Origin of the sequence: Labilibaculum sp., from assembly GCF_963664555.1 — a bacterium.
Lineage (GTDB): Bacteria > Bacteroidota > Bacteroidia > Bacteroidales > Marinifilaceae > Labilibaculum.
The window spans coordinates 489,349-509,960 of sequence record NZ_OY761461.1 but is presented as its reverse complement, the minus strand read 5'-3'; the positions used below and the strand labels follow the sequence as shown (position 1 = coordinate 509,960).

Annotated in this window: 17 protein-coding genes; 9 read left to right on the top strand and 8 right to left on the bottom strand. The window is 36.2% G+C overall.

All coding sequences use genetic code 11. The features are described from left to right. Nucleotides 1-35 precede the first annotated feature (35 nt). The gene (gene sufC, locus ACKU4N_RS02145) at nucleotides 36-788 is read right to left on the bottom strand and encodes a Fe-S cluster assembly ATPase SufC (RefSeq protein ID WP_321319949.1); all 753 of its coding nucleotides are present in this window, start codon (nucleotides 786-788) and stop codon (nucleotides 36-38) included. A gap of 53 nt (nucleotides 789-841) precedes the next feature. Next, nucleotides 842-2,293, bottom strand: a complete 1,452-nt coding sequence (gene sufB / locus ACKU4N_RS02140) for a Fe-S cluster assembly protein SufB (RefSeq protein WP_321319948.1) — start codon at nucleotides 2,291-2,293, stop codon at nucleotides 842-844. A 566-nt stretch (nucleotides 2,294-2,859) separates the two neighbouring features. Here sufB and ACKU4N_RS02135 point away from each other — a divergent pair. From ACKU4N_RS02135 to ACKU4N_RS02120, 4 genes are all read left to right on the top strand, one after another. Then, the gene (locus ACKU4N_RS02135; protein WP_321319947.1) at nucleotides 2,860-3,057 is read left to right on the top strand and encodes an HTH domain-containing protein; all 198 of its coding nucleotides are present in this window, start codon (nucleotides 2,860-2,862) and stop codon (nucleotides 3,055-3,057) included. A gap of 161 nt (nucleotides 3,058-3,218) precedes the next feature. After that, complete coding sequence (locus tag ACKU4N_RS02130) at nucleotides 3,219-3,542, top strand: hypothetical protein (RefSeq protein WP_321319946.1); 324 nt, start codon at nucleotides 3,219-3,221, stop codon at nucleotides 3,540-3,542. Between the two features lie 925 nt (nucleotides 3,543-4,467). After that, entirely contained in the window at nucleotides 4,468-4,995 is a 528-nt protein-coding gene (locus ACKU4N_RS02125) for a stage II sporulation protein M (RefSeq protein ID WP_321319945.1), read from the top strand. A gap of 581 nt (nucleotides 4,996-5,576) precedes the next feature. Then, nucleotides 5,577-6,056 (top strand): hypothetical protein, encoded by a 480-nt coding sequence (locus ACKU4N_RS02120; protein ID WP_124994371.1) that lies wholly within the window; start codon nucleotides 5,577-5,579, stop codon nucleotides 6,054-6,056. A 531-nt stretch (nucleotides 6,057-6,587) separates the two neighbouring features. On the opposite strand, the gene ACKU4N_RS02115 is transcribed toward ACKU4N_RS02120, so the two are convergent. Further along, nucleotides 6,588-7,784 (bottom strand): S8 family peptidase, encoded by a 1,197-nt coding sequence (locus ACKU4N_RS02115; RefSeq protein ID WP_321319944.1) that lies wholly within the window; start codon nucleotides 7,782-7,784, stop codon nucleotides 6,588-6,590. A 300-nt stretch (nucleotides 7,785-8,084) separates the two neighbouring features. Here ACKU4N_RS02115 and thiL point away from each other — a divergent pair, with 300 nt between their 5' ends. Both thiL and ACKU4N_RS02105 read left to right on the top strand, forming a co-directional pair. Further along, nucleotides 8,085-9,131 (top strand): thiamine-phosphate kinase, encoded by a 1,047-nt coding sequence (gene thiL, locus ACKU4N_RS02110; protein ID WP_321319943.1) that lies wholly within the window; start codon nucleotides 8,085-8,087, stop codon nucleotides 9,129-9,131. A gap of 142 nt (nucleotides 9,132-9,273) precedes the next feature. Then, nucleotides 9,274-9,750 carry a hypothetical protein gene (locus tag ACKU4N_RS02105; RefSeq protein ID WP_321319942.1) on the top strand — a complete coding sequence of 159 codons (477 nt, stop codon included), beginning with the start codon at nucleotides 9,274-9,276 and terminating at the stop codon, nucleotides 9,748-9,750. Between the two features lie 114 nt (nucleotides 9,751-9,864). On the opposite strand, the gene lpxA is transcribed toward ACKU4N_RS02105, so the two are convergent. The 4 genes from lpxA to ACKU4N_RS02085 form a co-directional block, all read right to left on the bottom strand. Continuing rightward, the gene (lpxA, locus tag ACKU4N_RS02100; RefSeq protein WP_321319941.1) at nucleotides 9,865-10,647 is read right to left on the bottom strand and encodes an acyl-ACP--UDP-N-acetylglucosamine O-acyltransferase; all 783 of its coding nucleotides are present in this window, start codon (nucleotides 10,645-10,647) and stop codon (nucleotides 9,865-9,867) included. A gap of 71 nt (nucleotides 10,648-10,718) precedes the next feature. Then, nucleotides 10,719-12,110 carry a bifunctional UDP-3-O-[3-hydroxymyristoyl] N-acetylglucosamine deacetylase/3-hydroxyacyl-ACP dehydratase gene (locus ACKU4N_RS02095; protein ID WP_321319940.1) on the bottom strand — a complete coding sequence of 464 codons (1,392 nt, stop codon included), beginning with the start codon at nucleotides 12,108-12,110 and terminating at the stop codon, nucleotides 10,719-10,721. A 57-nt stretch (nucleotides 12,111-12,167) separates the two neighbouring features. Then, nucleotides 12,168-13,205 (bottom strand): UDP-3-O-(3-hydroxymyristoyl)glucosamine N-acyltransferase, encoded by a 1,038-nt coding sequence (gene lpxD, locus ACKU4N_RS02090; protein ID WP_321319939.1) that lies wholly within the window; start codon nucleotides 13,203-13,205, stop codon nucleotides 12,168-12,170. 241 nt (nucleotides 13,206-13,446) lie between these two features. Next, nucleotides 13,447-14,700 carry an HD domain-containing protein gene (locus ACKU4N_RS02085; protein ID WP_321319938.1) on the bottom strand — a complete coding sequence of 418 codons (1,254 nt, stop codon included), beginning with the start codon at nucleotides 14,698-14,700 and terminating at the stop codon, nucleotides 13,447-13,449. Nucleotides 14,701-15,055: 355 nt separating this feature from the next. Between ACKU4N_RS02085 and rimP the strand changes: the two genes are divergently transcribed. The 3 genes from rimP to infB all read left to right on the top strand — a co-directional run bounded on the left by rimP (nucleotide 15,056) and on the right by infB (nucleotide 19,854). Further along, nucleotides 15,056-15,520, top strand: coding sequence for a ribosome assembly cofactor RimP (gene rimP / locus ACKU4N_RS02080; RefSeq protein ID WP_321319937.1), 465 nt, complete (start codon nucleotides 15,056-15,058; stop codon nucleotides 15,518-15,520). A gap of 19 nt (nucleotides 15,521-15,539) precedes the next feature. Continuing rightward, nucleotides 15,540-16,775, top strand: a complete 1,236-nt coding sequence (nusA, locus tag ACKU4N_RS02075) for a transcription termination factor NusA (protein WP_321319936.1) — start codon at nucleotides 15,540-15,542, stop codon at nucleotides 16,773-16,775. Between the two features lie 61 nt (nucleotides 16,776-16,836). Beyond that, the gene (gene infB / locus ACKU4N_RS02070; protein ID WP_321319935.1) at nucleotides 16,837-19,854 is read left to right on the top strand and encodes a translation initiation factor IF-2; all 3,018 of its coding nucleotides are present in this window, start codon (nucleotides 16,837-16,839) and stop codon (nucleotides 19,852-19,854) included. Between the two features lie 281 nt (nucleotides 19,855-20,135). On the opposite strand, the gene gcvH is transcribed toward infB, so the two are convergent. Continuing rightward, nucleotides 20,136-20,510: a glycine cleavage system protein GcvH gene (gene gcvH, locus ACKU4N_RS02065; RefSeq protein WP_156195387.1), complete on the bottom strand. Its 375-nt coding sequence runs from the start codon at nucleotides 20,508-20,510 to the stop codon at nucleotides 20,136-20,138. Nucleotides 20,511-20,612: the final 102 nt, after the last annotated feature.

Genomic DNA, 20,612 nt, shown 5'->3' with positions numbered 1-20,612 from the left:
ATAAATCCAATTCCCTATACCTCCACTCTGCTCAACTATTTTCCGTTTTCTTCCTTAATCCAGTCGTATCCTTTTTCTTCCAGCTCCAGAGCAAGCTCTTTGCCGGCAGTTTTAACAATTCGACCGTTAAACAAAACATGAACTACATCCGGTACAATATAATCCAACAAACGTTGGTAGTGAGTGATCACAATTGTTGAATTATCGGCTGTTTTCAATTTATTCACCCCATTTGCAACAACTCGCAGAGCATCAATATCCAATCCTGAATCGGTTTCATCTAAAACCGCCAATTTAGGTTCCAGCATCGCCATTTGAAAAATCTCATTTTTTTTCTTCTCTCCACCTGAAAAGCCCTCGTTTACAGAACGATTTGTCAGTTTTGAGTCGATTTCAACCAATGCTTTTTTATCGCGCATCAACTTTAAAAAATCAGATGCCGTTAACGGATCCAATCCTTTGTGTTTGCGGTGTTCGTTGACCGCAGTTTTCATGAAATTAACCGTGGAAACTCCAGGGATTTCTATTGGGTATTGAAAACCCAAGAAAATTCCTTCTTTAGCACGATCTTCCGGCGCCATATCCAACAAGTTTTTTCCTTGAAATGTAATTTCACCTTCGGTTACTTCATACAAATCTCTTCCTGCCAATACTGAAGCTAAAGTACTTTTACCAGCACCATTAGGTCCCATAATAGCATGAACTTCTCCAGGCTTAATCTCAAGATTAATTCCTTTTAAGATTTCTTTTCCATCAATGGAAACGTGTAAATTTTTAATACTTAACATTTCACTTCTATTTTGTCGCAGTTATGCGTTGGGTTCTACTTATTTTATATTTATTAACCTACGGATCCTTCCAAACTGATCGCCAGAAGCTTTTGAGCTTCTACAGCAAATTCCATAGGCATTTTGTTGATTACCTCTTTGGCATAGCCATTAACAATTAAACCAATAGCATCCTCGGTAGAAATCCCCCGCTGATTGCAGTAGAAAATTTGATCTTCACCAATTTTAGAAGTAGTCGCTTCGTGTTCTACCTTAGCCGATTTATTGCCAATTTCGAGATATGGGAAAGTATGTGCTCCACATTTATCTCCTAAAAGTAATGAATCACATTGAGAAAAGTTACGAGCTCCTTCACAATTCTTGGTTACCTTAACCAATCCACGGTAGGAGTTGCTGCTTTTTCCTGCTGATATTCCTTTTGATATGATTGTACTTTTGGTATTGTTACCAATGTGAATCATTTTTGATCCGGTATCAGCCTGCTGATGATTATTAGTTACTGCTACCGAATAAAACTCACTCGACGAGCCATCACCCTTTAATATAGTAGAAGGATATTTCCAGGTAACTGCCGATCCGGTCTCCACCTGAGCCCACATTAACTTTGCATTTTTACCTTCGCAAATACCCCGTTTAGTCACAAAATTGTAAATACCACCCAGTCCGTCTTTATTCCCCGGATACCAGTTTTGAACCGTAGAGTATTTCACCTCTGCATTATCCTTCACAATAATTTCGACGATAGCTGCATGCAGCTGATTTTCGTCACGCATGGGTGCCGTACATCCTTCCAAATAACTTACGTAGCTCTCCTCCTCACACACGATTAATGTACGCTCGAACTGCCCTGTATTTTCAGCATTGATACGGAAATAGGTAGACAGCTCCATTGGACAGCGAACCCCTTTCGGGATGTAAACAAATGATCCATCGGAGAATACCGCTGAGTTAAGGGCTGCAAAAAAGTTATCCTGAATTGGAACAACCGTTCCCATATATTCCTGAATTAAATCGGGATGTTCCTGAACTGCATCACTAAACGAACAGAAAATAACCCCTTTTTCAGCCAAAGCTTGTTTAAATGTCGTTTTTACCGACGATGAATCCATCACCACATCAACTGCAACATTCGACAACAGTTTTTGTTCATCCAAAGGAATCCCAAGCTTATCGAAAGTGGCACGAATTTCAGGATCTACATCATCCATGCTCTCCAGTTTCGCTTTTTGTTTTGGTGCCGAGTAGTAAATGATATCCTGATAATCAATCGGAGGAATCTTTAAGTAGGCCCATTCCGGCATTTTCATAGTCAGCCAATGACGATACGCTTTCAATCTAAATTCAAGCATAAATTCCGGCTCGTTTTTTTTAGCAGATATCATTCGAATAACATCCTCGCTAAGACCTTTGCCTATATCATCATTTTCAATGTCGGTAACAAAGCCGTATTTATAATCGCTTTGCGTTACCTCATCTAATATTTTATCTTGTTCTTCTTTTGCCATGTTGTTTAAGTATCAGGTAGAAAGCTTCAAAATCGAATAAGATTCTTTGCATTTCCTTAAAAGAATTCAATATTTTAAATTAATGGGGAAGAAGTCAAGAGCTTCATTTTCGCAGAAAAAATCAAAACCATTCAGCTAACTCACAATTGCATGCCCCAATGAAATTTCATGCAAATATAATAAAGTATTTAGATATCTTTTTAATTGAAGCGAATAAAATACCTAGAAGTCCTTTTATTTATTAACGTAATTTGAATGGAAAGGATACGTTTACTTAAAGAAGTTTTTCCAATGCTTTTCAACACTGCTTTTTTATTTCGAATTACACGCTGCAATTTTGCATTTAGCACAAATTAAGAACAGCAACAAAATGCCTTACATAAATTAAATCCAGTATTTTTTTCTCTTCACAAACAAAACGGTAAGCCAACAAACATAAGTAATACAGAGTTTATTTTACATCCTCAACTTAAAACTTAACAATATTTAACACCCGACAGGGTTACTTTTTTAACATTACAGGAACTAATGGGTAAATCACAAACAGCCAATTAATATTTTAACACATGACACACTTAGACTTTCTTGAGAAAACGGAGTATATTAAAGAACTAATAAACACTGGTAAAACAGGCAACCCGACAGAATTAGCACAACGGTTAAATATTTCGGAACGCAGTCTTTCCAGACTGATAAAAACCTTAAAAGAAAACAATTACCCCATTAGCTACTGCCGCACAAAACAATCCTACATAATAGATTAATTACAAATAAGCTCACCGCCGAATAGTGGCGGTGAGTTTTTTTAACTTGGTTCTCAAGTTTATCAATATGCGCATACCCAAACTCAAAGTCCAAAAATCTCGTTCGAGGAGACAAGGGCAAAATTAATGTAAATTAATTATTAACACTTAAATTTTGTAAAATGAAAAGAAAAGACATAAAACCTTTAACCGTTTTTTTGCTATCCTTTAGTATTTTCATAGGAACAGCTTGCTACTCTAACAAGATCAACACATTAGCAACATCAAATCTGGCAAGCTATTACGTAGGTAAACAATTAGAGGAAGGTTACGGGCCCGCCGGAGGAATATATGGTGGTGTCGTAGGCGGAATGCTTGGTGCATCAGGCGGAGGAACTATTGGAGCTTGGGTCGGAGGAGCAATTGGTAGCGCTTTTGGACCAGCGGGCACTGTTCTTGGTGTATGGGGTGGAGAAATTGTTGGATCTTATGTTGGAGGAGCCTAAACCTCACAAATACATATTTTTTTTCTGCAGTCTGCTATTTTGCAAAACAATAGCAGACCGCAATCATTAAACTTACCATAGAAATAAACAATCACAATGACTCATACACTTATACTTTCAATTGCCATAGGATTTTTGATAACAATCTTTTTTTATATCCTAGATATTATAAAAAACTACAAACTTTCATATTTCTACGACATAAATCCTAAAAAACTAAAATATGCATTAATTGACCTACTCTGTCAAATAGGGCTATATTATCTAACAATTATAAGTCTTAAAATGTTTGAATCTACAATAACATTTATAGCCTTAATAACTAATACCTTACTTTTTTACTCTATTTATTACTACTTCAGTTCTCTTAGATATTTCCTTCTAAATATTGCATTTTTAGTTTCCGACCCAGACACCAAAAACACGATATCTTCTATGGTCCTGATACCTAATAAAAGTATTAAGATTAAAATGACTAAAAATCATTTACCTACCATACAATACAATCTTATTTTTAATAGTATCCTGATAAGTGAGAAACTAGTTGAAAATATAGGCAACGAAGCAGCATCTCTCTTAATCACACATAAAGTTTTAATGAACAAATATGACAACACTAAGACCCTTTTATTTTTTACCAGCCTGCTAATTATCCCATATACTATTGTATCACAGTTAACATTAGAACATCTCCCCGACATATTTTATGGGATTTTTGGTGTTTACGTCGTTTTCGTTTATAGAATACTTGCTAATGATTATTTTATAAAGAAACTACTTTACATCGATCTTCAAATAGCAACTCGCGCAGGCAAACTCAAATTCCTCAACGCCTTAAGGTCGTATTATCAATACCTTAACAAACAACGAAATTTTCAAGAAATCAGAAATTACACTCTTTACAAAAAGAGAATTGCAAATATAAATGAAAGCAAATAAATTAAAGCCTTTAGCACTGTGCTTATCTTTATTTTCGATAGGCATTATTATAGGAGAATTACTGTCAACACCAGTGGACTCCCAAACTATACAAACACCAAAAACTTTAATCGAAATTCAAAGTTTCAATTTCGAAGCATTCTTTAATATTCTTAGTAATAACTTACTTGTAGCATTCTGCCTATCGATACTTGGATATTTAACAGGAGGAATAATGTCATGCCTAGTGTTAATATGGAATGGGGTAATCATAGGTCTCATCACACCTAAAAATCTTAACACTGGAAATTTCTTTAATTTTATTGAATACTTTATATACCATGGGGTCATAGAAATACTTGCATTTTTTTTATTTGCGATAATTGGAATGAAAGGGTTTTATTTTTATAAAAAACTAATGACTTATCAAAGCCTCCCTAGCCTACCACATTGGAAAGAATTTACTTTACCGTTATCCTTTTTAATAATAGCAGCAGTTATTGAAAGTTATTTAATACAAAACTACACACCATGACAATATCTAACTTCACCCCAACCCTTAAGCGGTTAGGATTATTCATATTAATATCAATAATTTTTGGAGTCTTTAAATCTGAATTCATCATTTCATATGTTCCTTTTGAATTGCGTCCTATTACGAGATTAAGTAGCTACCTTAGTGTAGTAACAGGTTCAATGTTCTCTTACATTACACTGTTACTTTTATTGACAGCCTCATTTTCTATGTTATATTTAACATCCCTTAAAACTTGTATAACAACCTTTCAAAATGCCATCAAATGGTTTATTTATTGCTTAATCATAAACGAAGTCTTAAAATTTTATCTGCTTATCTTCTTAGTTAATGATGATTATATAATCAAATCGAAAAGCTCATTAGACGAACTGCTATATGATATATCATGGTTCAAGTATTCCTACTATTTTGATTTAGTATTCTTTTTAGCAGGAATACTTATATATGCATCTATCATATACAGAAATCAAAGACAATCAATATTAGGCGCTATGGCTTCAGCCTTTATTATTCTACTAGGTTTTTTAATTACTCATTCAGAAATTTTCAATATGGTTCTATAACTTAAACACCCCAACATGAAAAACAACGATTTAATCCAGGTCACATTCACCGCAGAAGAATTGACCGAAAATAATGCTCATTTGGATGCCTTGCTGGCTTTTGCCGGGAAAAGTGCCCCTCAACTATCGTCGGAAGACAGAACGAACTATGGTTCGATTAACGAAACCAACAAACTACTGGTTAATAAAGCAAAATCGTTTATGGATCAGCATCCCGATTTGGTTCCTCAGTTTGTGAATATAGACGAGTTTGAACGCGATTACAGTGCACGGGAAACTATAGAAGAAATGATTCAGAAACTCGACTTAATTAAACGCAAACTAAGTGATACTAAAATTCTTTTGGATCATGATAACTATCAGGATACAATGGCATTTTACCGGTCTATTCGATATTACGCTGCAGAACAGCAGCAAGGAGCAATCCCTATTTACGAAGAATTGAAACAATTCTTCCCTCATGGCAAGAAAAAAGAGGCCGAAGTGGTTAAATAATTACTTTATACCGATCAGTATCTAAAATCGTATTAAGCATTCATCAGCGAAAGCGAAACTCAAAACATGCGGGTTTCGCTTTTCTTTTGAAGCATTTATACATGCACAGGATGAATTGAAGCCCCACCAAGGCATCTCGAAGCTTGATTTAGATGGCTTGAAGAATGAATTTCATGCATTTTTTCACGAAGAAGATGCTTGGAGGCATCAAAGTCAAGGGTAAATGCATCATCTTAATGCTTCGAAGCTTGATTTTCAAGAGTGGAAGCACCTGCTTCATTCTTCGACCTTTGATCGGAATACATAAACCCAACGATTTGGTAAACCCATTGGGTAAATTCATGCATGGAAGCATCAGAAAACCTAAAAGTTTTGCCAATAAGTCTAAAAAATTAAAGTTAAATTCAAGTCAACCAAACCTGACCGATCCCTAAACCCGTCCCATCTCCCCTCAAATCTATTTCCATTTTTTATTTTTCAAAAAAAAAACAGCCGTCAATTGACGGCTATTCCCATTCATTTTGCAATATCTCAGATTCCTCCAATAGGATCTGCATTGCCATCAGGATCTCCATTTACAAAACCGTCGGTTACTGGATTCCCATCGGTCATTAGCAGAATACCGCACATGTGCGGAGCTGCCATTGAAGTTCCACTTATTGTATTGTATGCATCGCCTTTCCAGGTTGAATAAATACTAACACCTGGCTCGCAAAAATCAACAGGCGGATTTCCATAATTTGAAAAGTAGGCAAAATTATCATTTATATCCATTGCCGAAATAGTCCAAATATAAGTTCCGTTAACTCTTGCCGGAGAGTGATTGTTAGCATCATCACTTTCGTTTCCGGCAGCTAATGCGAAGTAAATGCCATTTTGAGAAGCGGCATATACAGCATCATCCAAAGCAATAGAAACACCTCCGCCTAAACTCATATTGGCAGCATCGCCGGGAGAAGCAGCACTTGCAACATAATCAACTCCTGCAATAACTCCGGAAGTGGAACCACTACCCCTACGATCTAAAACCCGAACTGCCACAAGATTTGCTCCAGCAGCAACTCCAACTACTCCAATTTCATTATCGATAGCACCAACCGTACCTGCGCAATGAGTTCCGTGTCCATTTTGATCATCAGCTCCCACACGAGAACCACTGAAATCTCTGCTTCTGGCAACATCAACATTTAAATCAGAGTGATCTAAATCGATACCGCTATCAATAATCCAAGCTGTTTTTCCAATGCCACTTCCATAACCAACCCGTGTAATTCCCCAGGGAATAACCTCACTAGTAGGTTCTGGTGTTGGAACAGTTCCAGGCTTTTTCAGAGCAATAATTTTATCTTGTTCAAGGTATTTTACTCTGCTATCCAATTTCAATGCTTCAACAAAATCCGGTGTTGTTTTAACACTAAAACCTTTAATTACAGTAGCAAAAGCTAAACCTACTTCAAATTCAGAACTCGATTTTGTTTGAAACATAGAATTGGCAAAAGCTTTTACTTCGGCTATTCTCTCATCGTAACTGCCTTGATTAGCAGATTTAACCGAGCTCTCATTCAGAACAACAATATACTGTCCTTCAATTGGCTCACCATTCTGAACATCGGTTAACACTAGGTTATCCCCATCATTTTCTTTAAGATCGGCGGTATTGTCATTCTGACAATTGGTAATGGCAAATAAAGCAGCCACAACCATCAATAGCATAAGTTTATTTTTCATTATAATTTAAATTAAGATTTGATAATACCTACTTAATTTATGAAAGAGATACCACAAATACAAATCTTTTTTATGTCTACAAACATCATTAGTGTCATTTTATCCGCCATTTGTCACTAAAATTACACCATTCATGCAAATTCATTCCACACATTTAAAGCTTTCCTGATATGAAAAACAAAATCAAAATTTATAAAACAATGACCTCCTTAAAATTATAAACCATGACCAATAACACCACCTTCTCAGTTTCCAATTTTTATCTACCTTTGCAGACAAATATCAATAATTTAGGAGACTATGCAGGAAAACAAGGCTAAAGGAACCGACATCGCTACGTTGGGCGAATTCGGATTGATTAAACACCTGACCAAAAATATAAAACTAAAACACGCAAGCACCAATGTGGGAGTTGGCGACGATGCTGCTGTTTTAGATTATCAGAATAAAAAAACCGTTGTTACCACCGATTTACTGCTGGAAGGTATCCATTTCGATTTAATGTACACACCGCTTAAACATTTAGGTTACAAAGCAATTGCTGTGAATGTTTCGGATGTTTATGCCATGAATGCGCTGCCAAAGCAGGTAACGGTTTCTATCGCTATCTCGAAACGATTCACTTTAGAAGCTATCGAGGAGCTTTACGAAGGAATCAATTTGGCCTGCGAAAATTACAATGTCGATTTGGTGGGTGGCGACACCACATCCTCTTTAACCGGATTGTGTATTTCGGTAACTGCAATTGGCGAAGCTGATGCTGATCAACTAACTTACCGCAGCGGAGCCAAAGAGAACGACTTAATCTGCGTAAGCGGAAACTTAGGAGCGGCCTTTGCCGGATTACAGCTGCTGGAGCGCGAAAAACGTGTTTACGACAACAATCCAGCCATGCAACCCGACTTAACCGGTCACGATTACATCTTAGAGCGTCAGTTAAAACCTGAGGCCCGAAAAGATATTTATGAGCGATTGCAGGAAGCGAAGATTGTTCCTACTTCGATGATTGATATTTCGGACGGATTGTCGTCGGACATTATGCACATCTGCGAAGAATCAAAAGTTGGCTGCCAGATTTACGAAGAGAAAATTCCTGTTGACTACGAAACGCACAAAATGGCCGAAGAGCTGAATATGAACTACAGCACTTTCTCGTTGAATGGCGGTGAGGATTACGAACTGCTGTTTACTGTTCCTTTGGATCAATTCGATGCCATCGAAAAAATAGAGGATGTGAAAATAATTGGTCACATCACGGATATCTCGAAAGGAAAATATTTGGTAACACGGGATGGTGTAGAAATTGAATTGCAGGCTCAGGGCTGGAATCCGATAAAGGAAGGTTAGAACACCTCATCCTATCCTTCTCCTAAAGGAGAAGAGAAAACAGCTCAAAAAAAAAGAAACAAAAACAATCCCCGGTCCATCTCTTCAAGGAAAAAGGCTGGGGATTGATGTAAGTTAGCAGTAGAAAACCTATCAAGCTTATATGAAGAAATATTCATACACCTACTTATCCATTGGTAAATTTCTGGTTATTTTTTTATCTACAATAGTAGTAATTCTTCTTATTGCCTTTCTACTTATTGCCTTTCTACTTATTGGAATTATAAAACCAACAATAAACTGGACAATATTTATTCTTTTTTTATCTCCTATTTTATTTGTAACAATCTCAAATTTTATCGAAAAAAAGAAAGTCCAAATTAAAACTTTTACAATAAGACAAGATGGTGTTCAATATGATAGCTGCAAAGTAACTTGGGAGCAAATTAAATGGTACCGATTTGATAGAAGTAAATATGGTAATTATGAAAAAATTATACTCCAAACACACAATCGTAAATATAAAATTCATTATTTCGATACCAAATCACACCAGAAAGAATGGAAGAAAATTAAAAATGATCTAAAAATTGCCATCGAAAATAATTGTCCTCATTTGGAGAAAGCAAAAATGTATTGACTCCTCATTCTATCCATCACCATAAAAAAGTGCCTGGAGCTTGGGAATTACATAAAAAAAGTGAGACTCTCCACTGAAAGTCTCACTTTTTTTTATATCATTTAAAACGATAGCTTACTCAGGAAAATATCCTCTCATAATACCACGCTTCGAATTTTTCACAAACAGAATAATATCATCACGCTCAGGAGAAGCAGGCATTTCGGCCTCGATAGCTTCCAAAGCATTGAAGTTATTCATTCCTTTTTGGTATAGGTAACGGTAAACATCCTGAATTTCGCGGATTTTTTCATTTCCAAATTCACGACGACGCAATCCAATTGAGTTTACTCCAATATAAGAAACCGGCTCGCGACCTGCTTTTACAAACGGAGGAACATCTTTACGAACCAATGATCCACCTGAAATCATTACGTGCGAACCAATATGAACAAACTGATGAATAGCAACCAAACCGCTAAGAATAGCGAAATCGTCGATAATTACCTCGCCCGCAATTTGTGTCGCATTACCAATAATACAATTATTACCAATAATACAATCGTGCGCCACATGCACATAGGCCATTAACAAACAGTTACTTCCAATAATGGTTTTTCCTTTGGCTACAGTACCTCTGTTAATCGTAACACACTCACGAATGGTGGTATTGTCGCCAATTTCTACAGTTGTTTTTTCACCACGGAATTTTAAATCCTGTGGAACAGCACCAATAACGGCCCCTGGAAATACCACGCAATTTTTACCGATACGGGTTCCTTCCATGATAGTGGCATTAGATCCAATACGGGATCCTTCTCCAATTACCACATCTTTATCAATGGTTACAAACGGCTCAATCACTACATTATCAGCTATTTTAGCTTCAGGATGTACATATGCTAACGGTTGCTTCATTTTTTTTATATTTCGTTTTATGCAAAACTCCCGTTACAAGAAGTTGTTGCGTAGCAGTAGTTACTAATTAATTATTTTTTCTTTGCGATTTGAGCCATAAACTCACCTTCGGCAACAACAGTATCACCAACAAAAGCTAAACCGCGCATGTTAGCAATTCCCCTACGAATAGGAGATAAAAATGACAATTTAAAAATTAAAGTATCACCGGGAACTACTTTTTTTCTAAACTTGATATTGTTTTGAGTCAGGAAATAAGTAGAATAGTTTTCAGGGTCTTCGACCTGATTAAGTACTAAAATACCACCGCATTGTGCCATAGCCTCCACCATTAAAACGCCTGGCATTACCGGTTCTCCCGGGAAATGACCAACAAAAAACGGCTCGTTCATAGATACGTTCTTCACCCCCACGATGCTGTCATCCTGAATATCAATAATTTTGTCAACCAACAAGAATGGAGGACGGTGAGGCAACAAGCCCATTACGCCATTAATGTCTAAAACAGGCTCTTTGTTTGGATCATAAGCCGGAACTGAATCTTTTCCCATTTCTTTCTTAATTCGTTTGATTAATAATTTTGCCATTTCAGTGTTTGGTCCATGACCAGGACAGGTTGCAATAACCCTTCCCTTAATAAACTTGCCGCAGAGAGCAAGGTCGCCAATCACATCTAATAATTTGTGACGCGCACATTCATTATCAAAATAAAGTTCTAAATTACTTAAAATTCCTTCCTTTACCTCAACATGCTGATGGTCGAATAAATCTGCGATGCGATCCAATTCTTTTTGGTCCATCATTTGGTCCATTATAACAATGGCATTATCCAAATCTCCACCCTTAACTAAATTGTGGTTTAATAGAAATTCCAGTTCCCGCACAAACACAAACGTGCGGCACATCGAGATTTCCCTTTTATAATCTGCTAAAGAACTTAAGCGGGCATACTGATTTCTCAACACTTTAGAGTTGAATGAAATCATTGTATCTATACTATATTCATCATCAGGAAGAATCGTAATTTCTGAACCACGGGCTTCATCCCTGTATGTTATCTTTTCTTTTGGCACGTAATACTCACGAATTGCGTCCTGCTCTACAATACCAACTTCTTCAATTCCTTCTACATAAAATTTGGCACTTCCATCTAAAATCGGAGGCTCAGAAGAATTCATCTCAATCAAACAGTTGTCAACACCTAATCCATACAAAGCAGACAATGCATGCTCAACAGTTTGAACTTTACATTCTCCTTTTTCCAACACGGTTCCTCTCGAAGTATCACCAACATATTCGGCACTTGCCTCTATAATAGGTTGACCTTCTAAATCTACCCGTTTAAACTGATAACCATGATTTTCAGATGCAGGCAGAAACTTTATAGAAACTTCCAGTCCTGTGTGAAGTCCTTTTCCTGTAAGAGTAAATTCTTTTGCTAATGTTCTTTGTTTATCTGCCATAACTTGACATCAATATTTTTAAATCCCAGGTTAACTAATTGAAAGCAAAACTTCCCTTTACTCTTCCTTTAATCTTTTTATTTCCTTTTCCAGTTCAATAATTTGCTCTCTCATCTTAGGCAAATTCTTAAACAGCACATATGATTTTTGATAAGGTCCAAAATCAAAAGCCGGTGATCCTTGCAATACAGTTCCTTCTTTCTTGATTGTTCGGCCAATACCTGATTGAGCTGCGATTTTTACTTCATCGGCAATTGATAAATGACCTACGATTCCCACCTGTCCTCCGATCATACAATTTTTACCAATCTTTGCACTTCCTGCAATGCCGGTTTGAGAAGCAATCACTGTATTTTCATCTATCTCTACATTGTGAGCAACCTGAATCAAATTGTCCAGCTTCACTCCTTTACGAATGATTGTTGATCCCATAGTAGCACGATCAACACACGTATTTGCACCAATCTCTACATGATCTTCAATAACCACATTACCTACCTGAGGTACTTTTTTATAATTATTCGCCGATGATGGAGCAAAACCAAATCCATCACCTCCAATTACAACGCCTGAGTGAAAAATGCATTCAGCACCAATCTTACATCCCTCGTAAATTTTAACGCCTGAGTTCAATATAGTGTTGTCGCCAATAGTTACATTATCGCCTACATAGCAGTGAGGATAAATTTTTACGTTATTTCCAATCTGAACATTACTACCTATATATGCAAAGGCACCAATATAAATCTTCTCACCCAATTTTGATGACTTGCTCACAAAAGAAGGCTCTTCAATTCCTGTTTTCTGAGGTTTGCTTTGCTCATACATTTCCAACAACTGAGCCAATGCCTGATACGCATCCTCAACACGGATAAGTGTGGTCTCAATCTCTTTTTCAGTCTCAAAATTCTTGTTTACCAAAACAATTGATGACTGCGTAGAGTATATATAGTGCTCGTATTTAGGATTTGCTAAAAATGAAAGAGTCCCAGGCTTCCCTTCTTCAATTCTGGAAACATTGGTTACTTTAACCTTAGCATTCCCATCTACCTCTCCGTTAAGAAACTCTGCAATATCTTCTGCTGTAAATTCCATTTGTTCTATTTTTTATCAGATCAAAAAGTGATTCACTGATATCTTAGTATTTACAATGCAAACACTAAGCGCAAATCATCCAACATAGCTGATTTATAAGAAAAAAATTTCTGCAAATCTAATAATTATTTCATGCACATGAAATTTTTTCTCCTATTGCCTGCTTTATCCATAAAGAAAGCATTCGTAAAAATGAAGATGAAAGCACCTCTTAAGAGTAAGGGAATCACACAAATGACTCCTAAATTTTAGGGTAGCAGAGATAATATTTTTTTACTGTTTTAGACAGAACAGAAGCATCCAACATATCCGAAGCCTCTCCAATATCGCACTGTGTGCCATCTTTGTATAAAATATTTATTTGATCATCATCCGAGCTATATGCATTATTGCTGATCGAATTTGAAATCACCATAAACTCGAGAGCATGATCTGAACAAGCAAAATAATGCCCCACCTTTTTTTTCACTTGATCAATATATTCATTAGTGAAGGCTGTTTTTTGAATCTCAATTTTAAACAATTGCCGATCCCGTATGCATTTACACAAATAAGAAAGAACTTTGTCGCTGTGGTTAGCCCAAACCTTTATACTAACCATGATATCATCATCATCCAGATCAGCAAATATTTCCAAAGCATTCCGACCATTAAAAATAACATTAGGATTTTCAAACTCCATTCTACTCACTTTATTATACAAAAAGTAAGTTAAAGATGGGGTCGCAAACAATTTATCCCCCCGTTCAGCAAGATATTTCGCCCTTTTCAAAATATGAACCAACATCTCTTCTGCAGCAATAACAGTCTTGTGCAAATATACCTGCCAATACATTAAGCGTCTGGCTATCAAAAATTTTTCAATTGAATAAATACCTTTTGCCTCAACAACCAACTGATCATTTCTAACATCCAGCATTTTAATAATCCTTGCCGATCCGACAACCCCTTCGGTAACCCCGGCAAAAAAACTATCCCTCCTCAAATAATCCAAGCGATCCATATCCAACTGACTCGACACCAACTGATTCAAAAACCGCTTGGGATATTCGTTTCGAAATATTTTTATGGCCACATCCAGCTCACCTTTAAATTGATTATTTAAACGATTCATAAATAATTCCGAAATCTGTTCGTGAGTTATGCCATTAACAATACTATACTCTAATGCATGCGAAAATGGTCCATGCCCAATATCGTGAAGTAGTATTGCCGCATAAACCCCTTCTTCCTCTTCTACAGTAACTACATGTCCTTTCGATCGAATAGTTTCTATTGCAAGACTCATTAAATAAGTTGCCCCCAAAGCGTGCTGAAATCTGTTATGAAATGTTCCCGGGAAAACAAGAAAGGAGAGGCCTAACTGCTTTATTCTTCTCAATCGCTGAAAAAAAGAATGCTCAACCAAATCGTACGATATCCCGGAAGGAATATGAATGAATCCGTGAACCGGATCATTTACTATTTTTTTCTTGCTGCTGGTGTTTAAATTCATACGCATTTGTATAATAGGCTGGTAACAAATGTATAAAAAGTAGCGAAAAAAGCCTATCTTAGTGGTATTCAAACCCCAATTAAAATTGGCTCGTGAATAAAAATATTTTTCTTGAATTGAAGTGGAATTGTTCAAATACGTTAAAATCATTCAATTGAACAAAAGAAGAGATCATATTTCATTAAAAAAACTCATTTTCAAGAGAATAATTTTTCATTAGCGATTAGAATACAATAATTTAGAGGGATGTCATTTGTTTTTTAGAACATTTATCTCTAATTTTGCATCGAAAAGTAAGCAAATTGTGAGCTTTAGGGGACAAAAAGTCCCCTATTTTATTGATATTAACCGACATATGATTGATAAAAAAACTATAACTGAAATTGTTGAAAATGAAATTGCTGACTCCGATCTGTTTCTGGTTGATGTAAGCGTTTCATCTGGAAATGCCATTTCGGTTGTAATTGATAGCTATGACGGAGTCCCGATCATTACATGTATTGAACTAAGCAAAGCTATCGAAGGGCATTTTGATCGTGAAGTTGAAGACTTTGAATTACAAGTTGCTTCAGCTGGAATCGGTCAACCCTTTCAGGTTTTTAAACAATACCGCAAATACATAAATAAAGATGTTGAGGTATTGACAACTGAGGGGATTAAATTTATAGGGAAACTAATCACCGTTGGTGATAATGAAATAGAAATTGAAGTTGAAGAAATGGAAAAAGTTGAAGGAAAAAAGAAGAAGCAACTTGTTGTAAAAAATTACTCTTTCACTTTAGATCAAATTAAATCAACAAAAGATATTATTACTTTTTAACAGGTAAATAGCTGAATACATGAATCTTATTGAGACTTTTTCGGAATTTAAGGAGTTGAAAAGCATCGACCGCGCGACAATGATGAGCGTATTGGAAGATGTTTTCAGAAATCTTCTATTGAAAAATTATGGCACCGACGAAAACTTTGATATCATTATTAATCCAGACAAAGGTGACTTAGAGATTTGGAGAAATAGAGAAATTGTAGAAGACGGACAAGTAGAGGATGAAAATTTACAGATCTCGCTTTCTGAAGCGAAAAAGATAGATGAAGATTACGAAGTTGGTGAAGAAGTTACGGACGAAGTAAAATTTATGGATTTTGGCCGACGTTCAATTCTAACTTTACGTCAGAATCTTTCTGCAAGAATTTTAGAATTGGAGAAAGACAATATCTTTAACCTGTACAAAGATCGGGTTGGCGAAATTGTTACCGGTGAAGTTTATCAGATATGGAAAAAAGAAATTCTTATTCTGGATGATGAAGAAAATGAATTGATTCTTCCTAAAACAGAACAGATCCCTTCTGATTATTTCCGCAAAGGAGAAACAGTTAGAGCCGTTGTTGTTCGTGTTGAGGTGAAAAATAACAGTCCTCTTATTATAGTTTCAAGAACTTCTCCTGTTTTCCTTGAGAGATTGTTTGAACTGGAAGTACCGGAAATATTTGATGGTCTAATCACTATTAAAAATATTGTTCGTATTCCTGGTGAAAGAGCTAAGGTTGCAGTTGAATCTTACGATGAAAGAATTGATCCTGTTGGAGCATGTGTGGGTATGAAAGGGTCGAGAATACATGGTATTGTTCGTGAATTACGTAACGAAAATATTGATGTAATCAATTACACAACTAACACCCAGCTTTTTATCACAAGAGCTCTTAACCCTGCGAAAGTTTCCTCAGTGAAACTTAACGAAGAAACCAAACGTGCTGAAGTTTATCTGGATCCTGAAGAGGTTTCCCTGGCTATTGGTAAAGGTGGTTTAAATATAAAACTGGCAAGTCAGCTATCAGGATATGAGATTGATGTGTATCGTGAGAAATCTGAGGAGGAAGTTGAAGAAGATGTAAACTTATCAGAATTTACGGATGAAATTGATGCCTGGATAATTGATGAGTTAAAGAAAATTGGTTGTGATACAGCAAGAAGCGTTCTTGATTTATCTCCAGAGGAGTTAGAAAAGAGAACAGATCTTGAAATAGAGACCATTAATGAGATTTTGAATATTTTTAAATCCGAGTTCGATAATTAAATTCTTCAGAATCATGATGTAAATTTTTGAAACGGGACATTTTAACAGTTAACTTTTAAATATGGTGAAAGTCGATAAAAATATAAGACTTAGTAAATTAGCAAGAGAACTAAACGTTGGTACTTCAACAATTGTTGAATTTCTGAACAAAAAAGGCATTCCGATTGATTCCAATCCAAATACCAAAGTTTCAGAAGAGGCTTATAATATCCTTGCCAAAGAGTATAGCTCTGACTTGAATCTAAAAAAGGAATCTGAAAAGGTAAATCTGAAAAGTACCCGCGAAAGAAAGGAAACAGTTTCAATCGAAAAAATTTCTGAAGAATCGGAGCCTGAAAACCGCAGTAAAGAAAAATCTGTTAAAAAAACAGAAGAAGTAATTGCGAAAAAAGAACCAGTTAAAATTGTTGGTAAAATTGATTTAGATGCATTAAAACCTAAAGCAAAAAGACCGCAGGAAACAAAACAGGAAGTCGTTTCAAAAACGGATCCAGATAAGGTAGAAAAAACTATTAAGCCAGTTCAGTCTGAGGCTCCCAAAAAGGAAGCACCTAAGGCGGAGGTTACTGCAGAGAAACCTGTAGATAAAATAGTTACACCTCCAAAAGTAGAACTTACTGAACAAACATCTGAACCTGCTAAAAATCCAGTTTCAGATGTCCAAACTGTTAAAATGGAAACCCCGAAAAAAGAGGAAAAAGCCCGAGCTCCTAAAGAGGAGAAAAAAGATGAGCTTAAAGTGGTTGGCATGATTGATTTATCTGCATTAAATCAAAAAACTCGGCCAACCAAAAAAACCAAGGCTGAAAAAGAAGTTGAAAGAAGGGAAAAACAAAAAGTTCCTGCTTCAAAACCTCAGGCACAAGAAAATTCCGGATCAGGAAAAGAAGAAATTTTTAAATCTTCTACCCAAAGACTAGCTGGTCCAACTGTAGTTGGAAAAATTGAACTTCCAGTTGAGAAAAAGCCGGGTGCGGGTAATAAAGATAAAGTATCTGCCAATCAGCGTAAGAAGCGTAAAAGAATTAAAAAGGATACTGAGAAAGTAAATTTAGCGAGTCCCGGACAAGGAAAACCAGGAAAACCAGGCACTACTGAAGTAAGACTTAAAGGAACAGGTGCAGGTGCCGCTAAGTTTAATAAGCTGAAGAAGAAAAAAGTCGTTAAAAAAGAAGTTAGCGAAGAAGATGTACAAAAGCAGATTAAGGATACTCTTGCCCGATTAACTTCTAAAGGAGGTAAATCGAAAGGATCGAGACACCGTAGAGATAAACGTGACATCGAAAGTGCAAAAAGAGAAAAAATAGCAGAACAAATTGAAGCTGAAAAAAATATTTTAAAGCTTACCGAATTTGTTACAGTTAATGAATTGGCAACAATGATGGCTGTTCCTGTTACCAATATTATTGCAACTTGTATGGGATTAGGTTTATTTGTATCTATCAATCAACGATTAGATGCAGAAACCATTGCTATTGTTGCTGACGAATTTAACTTTAAAGCTGAATTTGTAAGTGTTGAACTTCAGGAATCAATTGAAGAAGAAGTTGACGAAGAAGCAGATTTATTATCCCGTGCTCCAATTGTTACTGTAATGGGACACGTTGATCACGGTAAAACCTCCTTACTCGACTACGTTCGTCACGCGAATGTTATTGCAGGTGAAGCCGGAGGAATTACTCAGCACATTGGAGCTTACAATGTGAAACTTGACGATGGAAGAAGGGTTTCTTTCCTTGATACTCCAGGTCACGAGGCGTTTACCGCGATGCGTGCACGTGGTGCTCAGGTAACTGATATTGCAATTATTATAATCGCAGCTGACGACAACGTAATGCCACAAACAATTGAGGCGATCAATCACGCAAGTGCCGCGGGAGTTCCTATTGTATTTGCAATTAATAAGATTGATAAGCCAGGTGCTGACCCTGAAAGAATTAAAGGGGAATTAGCAAATATGAACTATTTAGTTGAGGACTGGGGTGGAAAATACCAGTGTCAGGAAATCTCAGCAAAAAATGGTATTAACATTGAAGAGTTGCTGGAAAAAGTTCTTTTAGAAGCAGAAATGCTGGAACTTAAGGCAAATCCAAATAAACGTGCTATCGGTTCAGTAATTGAATCCTCACTAGATAAAGGTAGAGGTTATGTTACTACATTATTGGTACAGGCAGGTACCCTAAAAGTTGGAGATGTTCTATTGGCAGGTAGTTATACCGGTCACGTAAAAGCGATGTATAATGAGCGTGGTAATAGAATAGAAAAGGTTGGTCCTTCAGAACCAGCTCTAATTCTTGGTTTGAATGGTGCCCCACAGGCTGGTGACAATTTCAACGTGATGGAAAGTGAAAAAGAGGCACGTTCCATTGCTAACAAGCGTGAACAATTACAACGTGAGCAAGGTCTTCGTACTCAGAAACACATTACACTTGATGAGATTGGCCGTCGTATTGCAATTGGAAACTTCCAGGAACTTAATGTTATTGTAAAAGGTGATGTGGATGGATCTATTGAAGCTCTTTCTGATTCATTAATTAAGCTTTCGACTGAAGAAATTCAAGTGAATGTAATTCACAAAGCAGTTGGCCAGATTTCCGAATCGGATGTATTGCTTGCAACAGCTTCTAATGCTATTATTGTTGGATTCCAGGTTAGACCTTCTATTGGAGCAAGAAAACTTGCTGAGAAGGAAGAAATCGATATCCGTTTGTACTCGATTATCTACGATGCAATTGATGAATTAAAATCAGCAATGGAAGGTATGCTTTCTCCTGAAATTAAGGAAGAAATTACCGCTACGGTTGAAGTTGTGGAGGTATTTAATATTACCAAAGTGGGTAATATTGCAGGTTGTCTTGTTCGTGATGGAAAAATCAACCGTAACTCTAGAATCCGATTAATTCGCGATGGTATTGTTGTTTATACAGGAGTACTTGGTTCTCTGAAACGTTTCAAAGACGATGTGAAAGAAGTAGCGAAAGGTTACGAATGTGGATTAAATATCGACAAATACAACGACATTAAAGTTGGCGATATGGTAGAAGCATTTGAAGAAATAGAGGTAAAAAAGAAATTGTAAAATATACAATTCTATAAATAGTAAAAAGCAGGCTGTTCAGCCTGCTTTTTTTATGTTCTTACTTTGCAATTAGTTTTAATGTCAGAATATTCCTAAATCAGTATTCCAGATTTTTTAAATTGCAGATTGAGAGTATAAAGGGCTACAATTTACTCTATATCGTGCAAAATTATTAATATGCCAGATAAATAAATCCTAAATTATTTTTTACACTAAAAAGATTTCAATCATAAAAAAACCCTCACACGGATGGTATGAGGGTTTCGTTACATATTGAATAATTACAATAATTCTTTGTATTGTTCTGCAGTTAATAATTCTTCCAATTCTGAATTATCAGCAATTTTAATTTTCACAATCCAACCTTCACCATATGGATCAGAGTTGATCAAATCCGGAGCCTCTTCCAATTTCTCATTGAACTCTAACACTTCACCCCCAATTGGCATAAACATGTCTGAAACAGTCTTAACTGCCTCAATAGTTCCGAATATTTCTTCTTTATCTAATTCGTCGCCTTCGGTTTCAACTTCAACAAAAACGATATCTCCAAGCTCTCCTTGAGCAAAGTCAGTAACACCAACAAAGGCTTCTTCTCCTTCAACACGAATCCATTCGTGATCTTTGGTATACTTTAAATTTTCAGGTACATTCATGATAGTATGTTGTTTATTAAGAGTATTAAATTACTGCCCAAATTTACATTTTTTTTTTAATTATAATATATCACTTCATACGTAATTGAATGTTTTAGAACT

What these genes read in the sequence shown, in the direction of transcription:
- sufC (WP_321319949.1), bottom strand. Translation starts at nt 788, where the DNA reads ATGTTAAGTATTAAAAATTTACACGTTTCCATTGATGGAAAAGAAATC.
- sufB (WP_321319948.1), bottom strand. Translation starts at nt 2,293, where the DNA reads ATGGCAAAAGAAGAACAAGATAAAATATTAGATGAGGTAACGCAAAGC.
- ACKU4N_RS02135 (WP_321319947.1), top strand. Translation starts at nt 2,860, where the DNA reads ATGACACACTTAGACTTTCTTGAGAAAACGGAGTATATTAAAGAACTA.
- ACKU4N_RS02130 (WP_321319946.1), top strand. Translation starts at nt 3,219, where the DNA reads ATGAAAAGAAAAGACATAAAACCTTTAACCGTTTTTTTGCTATCCTTT.
- ACKU4N_RS02125 (WP_321319945.1), top strand. Translation starts at nt 4,468, where the DNA reads ATGAAAGCAAATAAATTAAAGCCTTTAGCACTGTGCTTATCTTTATTT.
- ACKU4N_RS02120 (WP_124994371.1), top strand. Translation starts at nt 5,577, where the DNA reads ATGAAAAACAACGATTTAATCCAGGTCACATTCACCGCAGAAGAATTG.
- ACKU4N_RS02115 (WP_321319944.1), bottom strand. Translation starts at nt 7,784, where the DNA reads ATGAAAAATAAACTTATGCTATTGATGGTTGTGGCTGCTTTATTTGCC.
- thiL (WP_321319943.1), top strand. Translation starts at nt 8,085, where the DNA reads ATGCAGGAAAACAAGGCTAAAGGAACCGACATCGCTACGTTGGGCGAA.
- ACKU4N_RS02105 (WP_321319942.1), top strand. Translation starts at nt 9,274, where the DNA reads ATGAAGAAATATTCATACACCTACTTATCCATTGGTAAATTTCTGGTT.
- lpxA (WP_321319941.1), bottom strand. Translation starts at nt 10,647, where the DNA reads ATGAAGCAACCGTTAGCATATGTACATCCTGAAGCTAAAATAGCTGAT.
- ACKU4N_RS02095 (WP_321319940.1), bottom strand. Translation starts at nt 12,110, where the DNA reads ATGGCAGATAAACAAAGAACATTAGCAAAAGAATTTACTCTTACAGGA.
- lpxD (WP_321319939.1), bottom strand. Translation starts at nt 13,205, where the DNA reads ATGGAATTTACAGCAGAAGATATTGCAGAGTTTCTTAACGGAGAGGTA.
- ACKU4N_RS02085 (WP_321319938.1), bottom strand. Translation starts at nt 14,700, where the DNA reads ATGAATTTAAACACCAGCAGCAAGAAAAAAATAGTAAATGATCCGGTT.
- rimP (WP_321319937.1), top strand. Translation starts at nt 15,056, where the DNA reads ATGATTGATAAAAAAACTATAACTGAAATTGTTGAAAATGAAATTGCT.
- nusA (WP_321319936.1), top strand. Translation starts at nt 15,540, where the DNA reads ATGAATCTTATTGAGACTTTTTCGGAATTTAAGGAGTTGAAAAGCATC.
- infB (WP_321319935.1), top strand. Translation starts at nt 16,837, where the DNA reads ATGGTGAAAGTCGATAAAAATATAAGACTTAGTAAATTAGCAAGAGAA.
- gcvH (WP_156195387.1), bottom strand. Translation starts at nt 20,510, where the DNA reads ATGAATGTACCTGAAAATTTAAAGTATACCAAAGATCACGAATGGATT.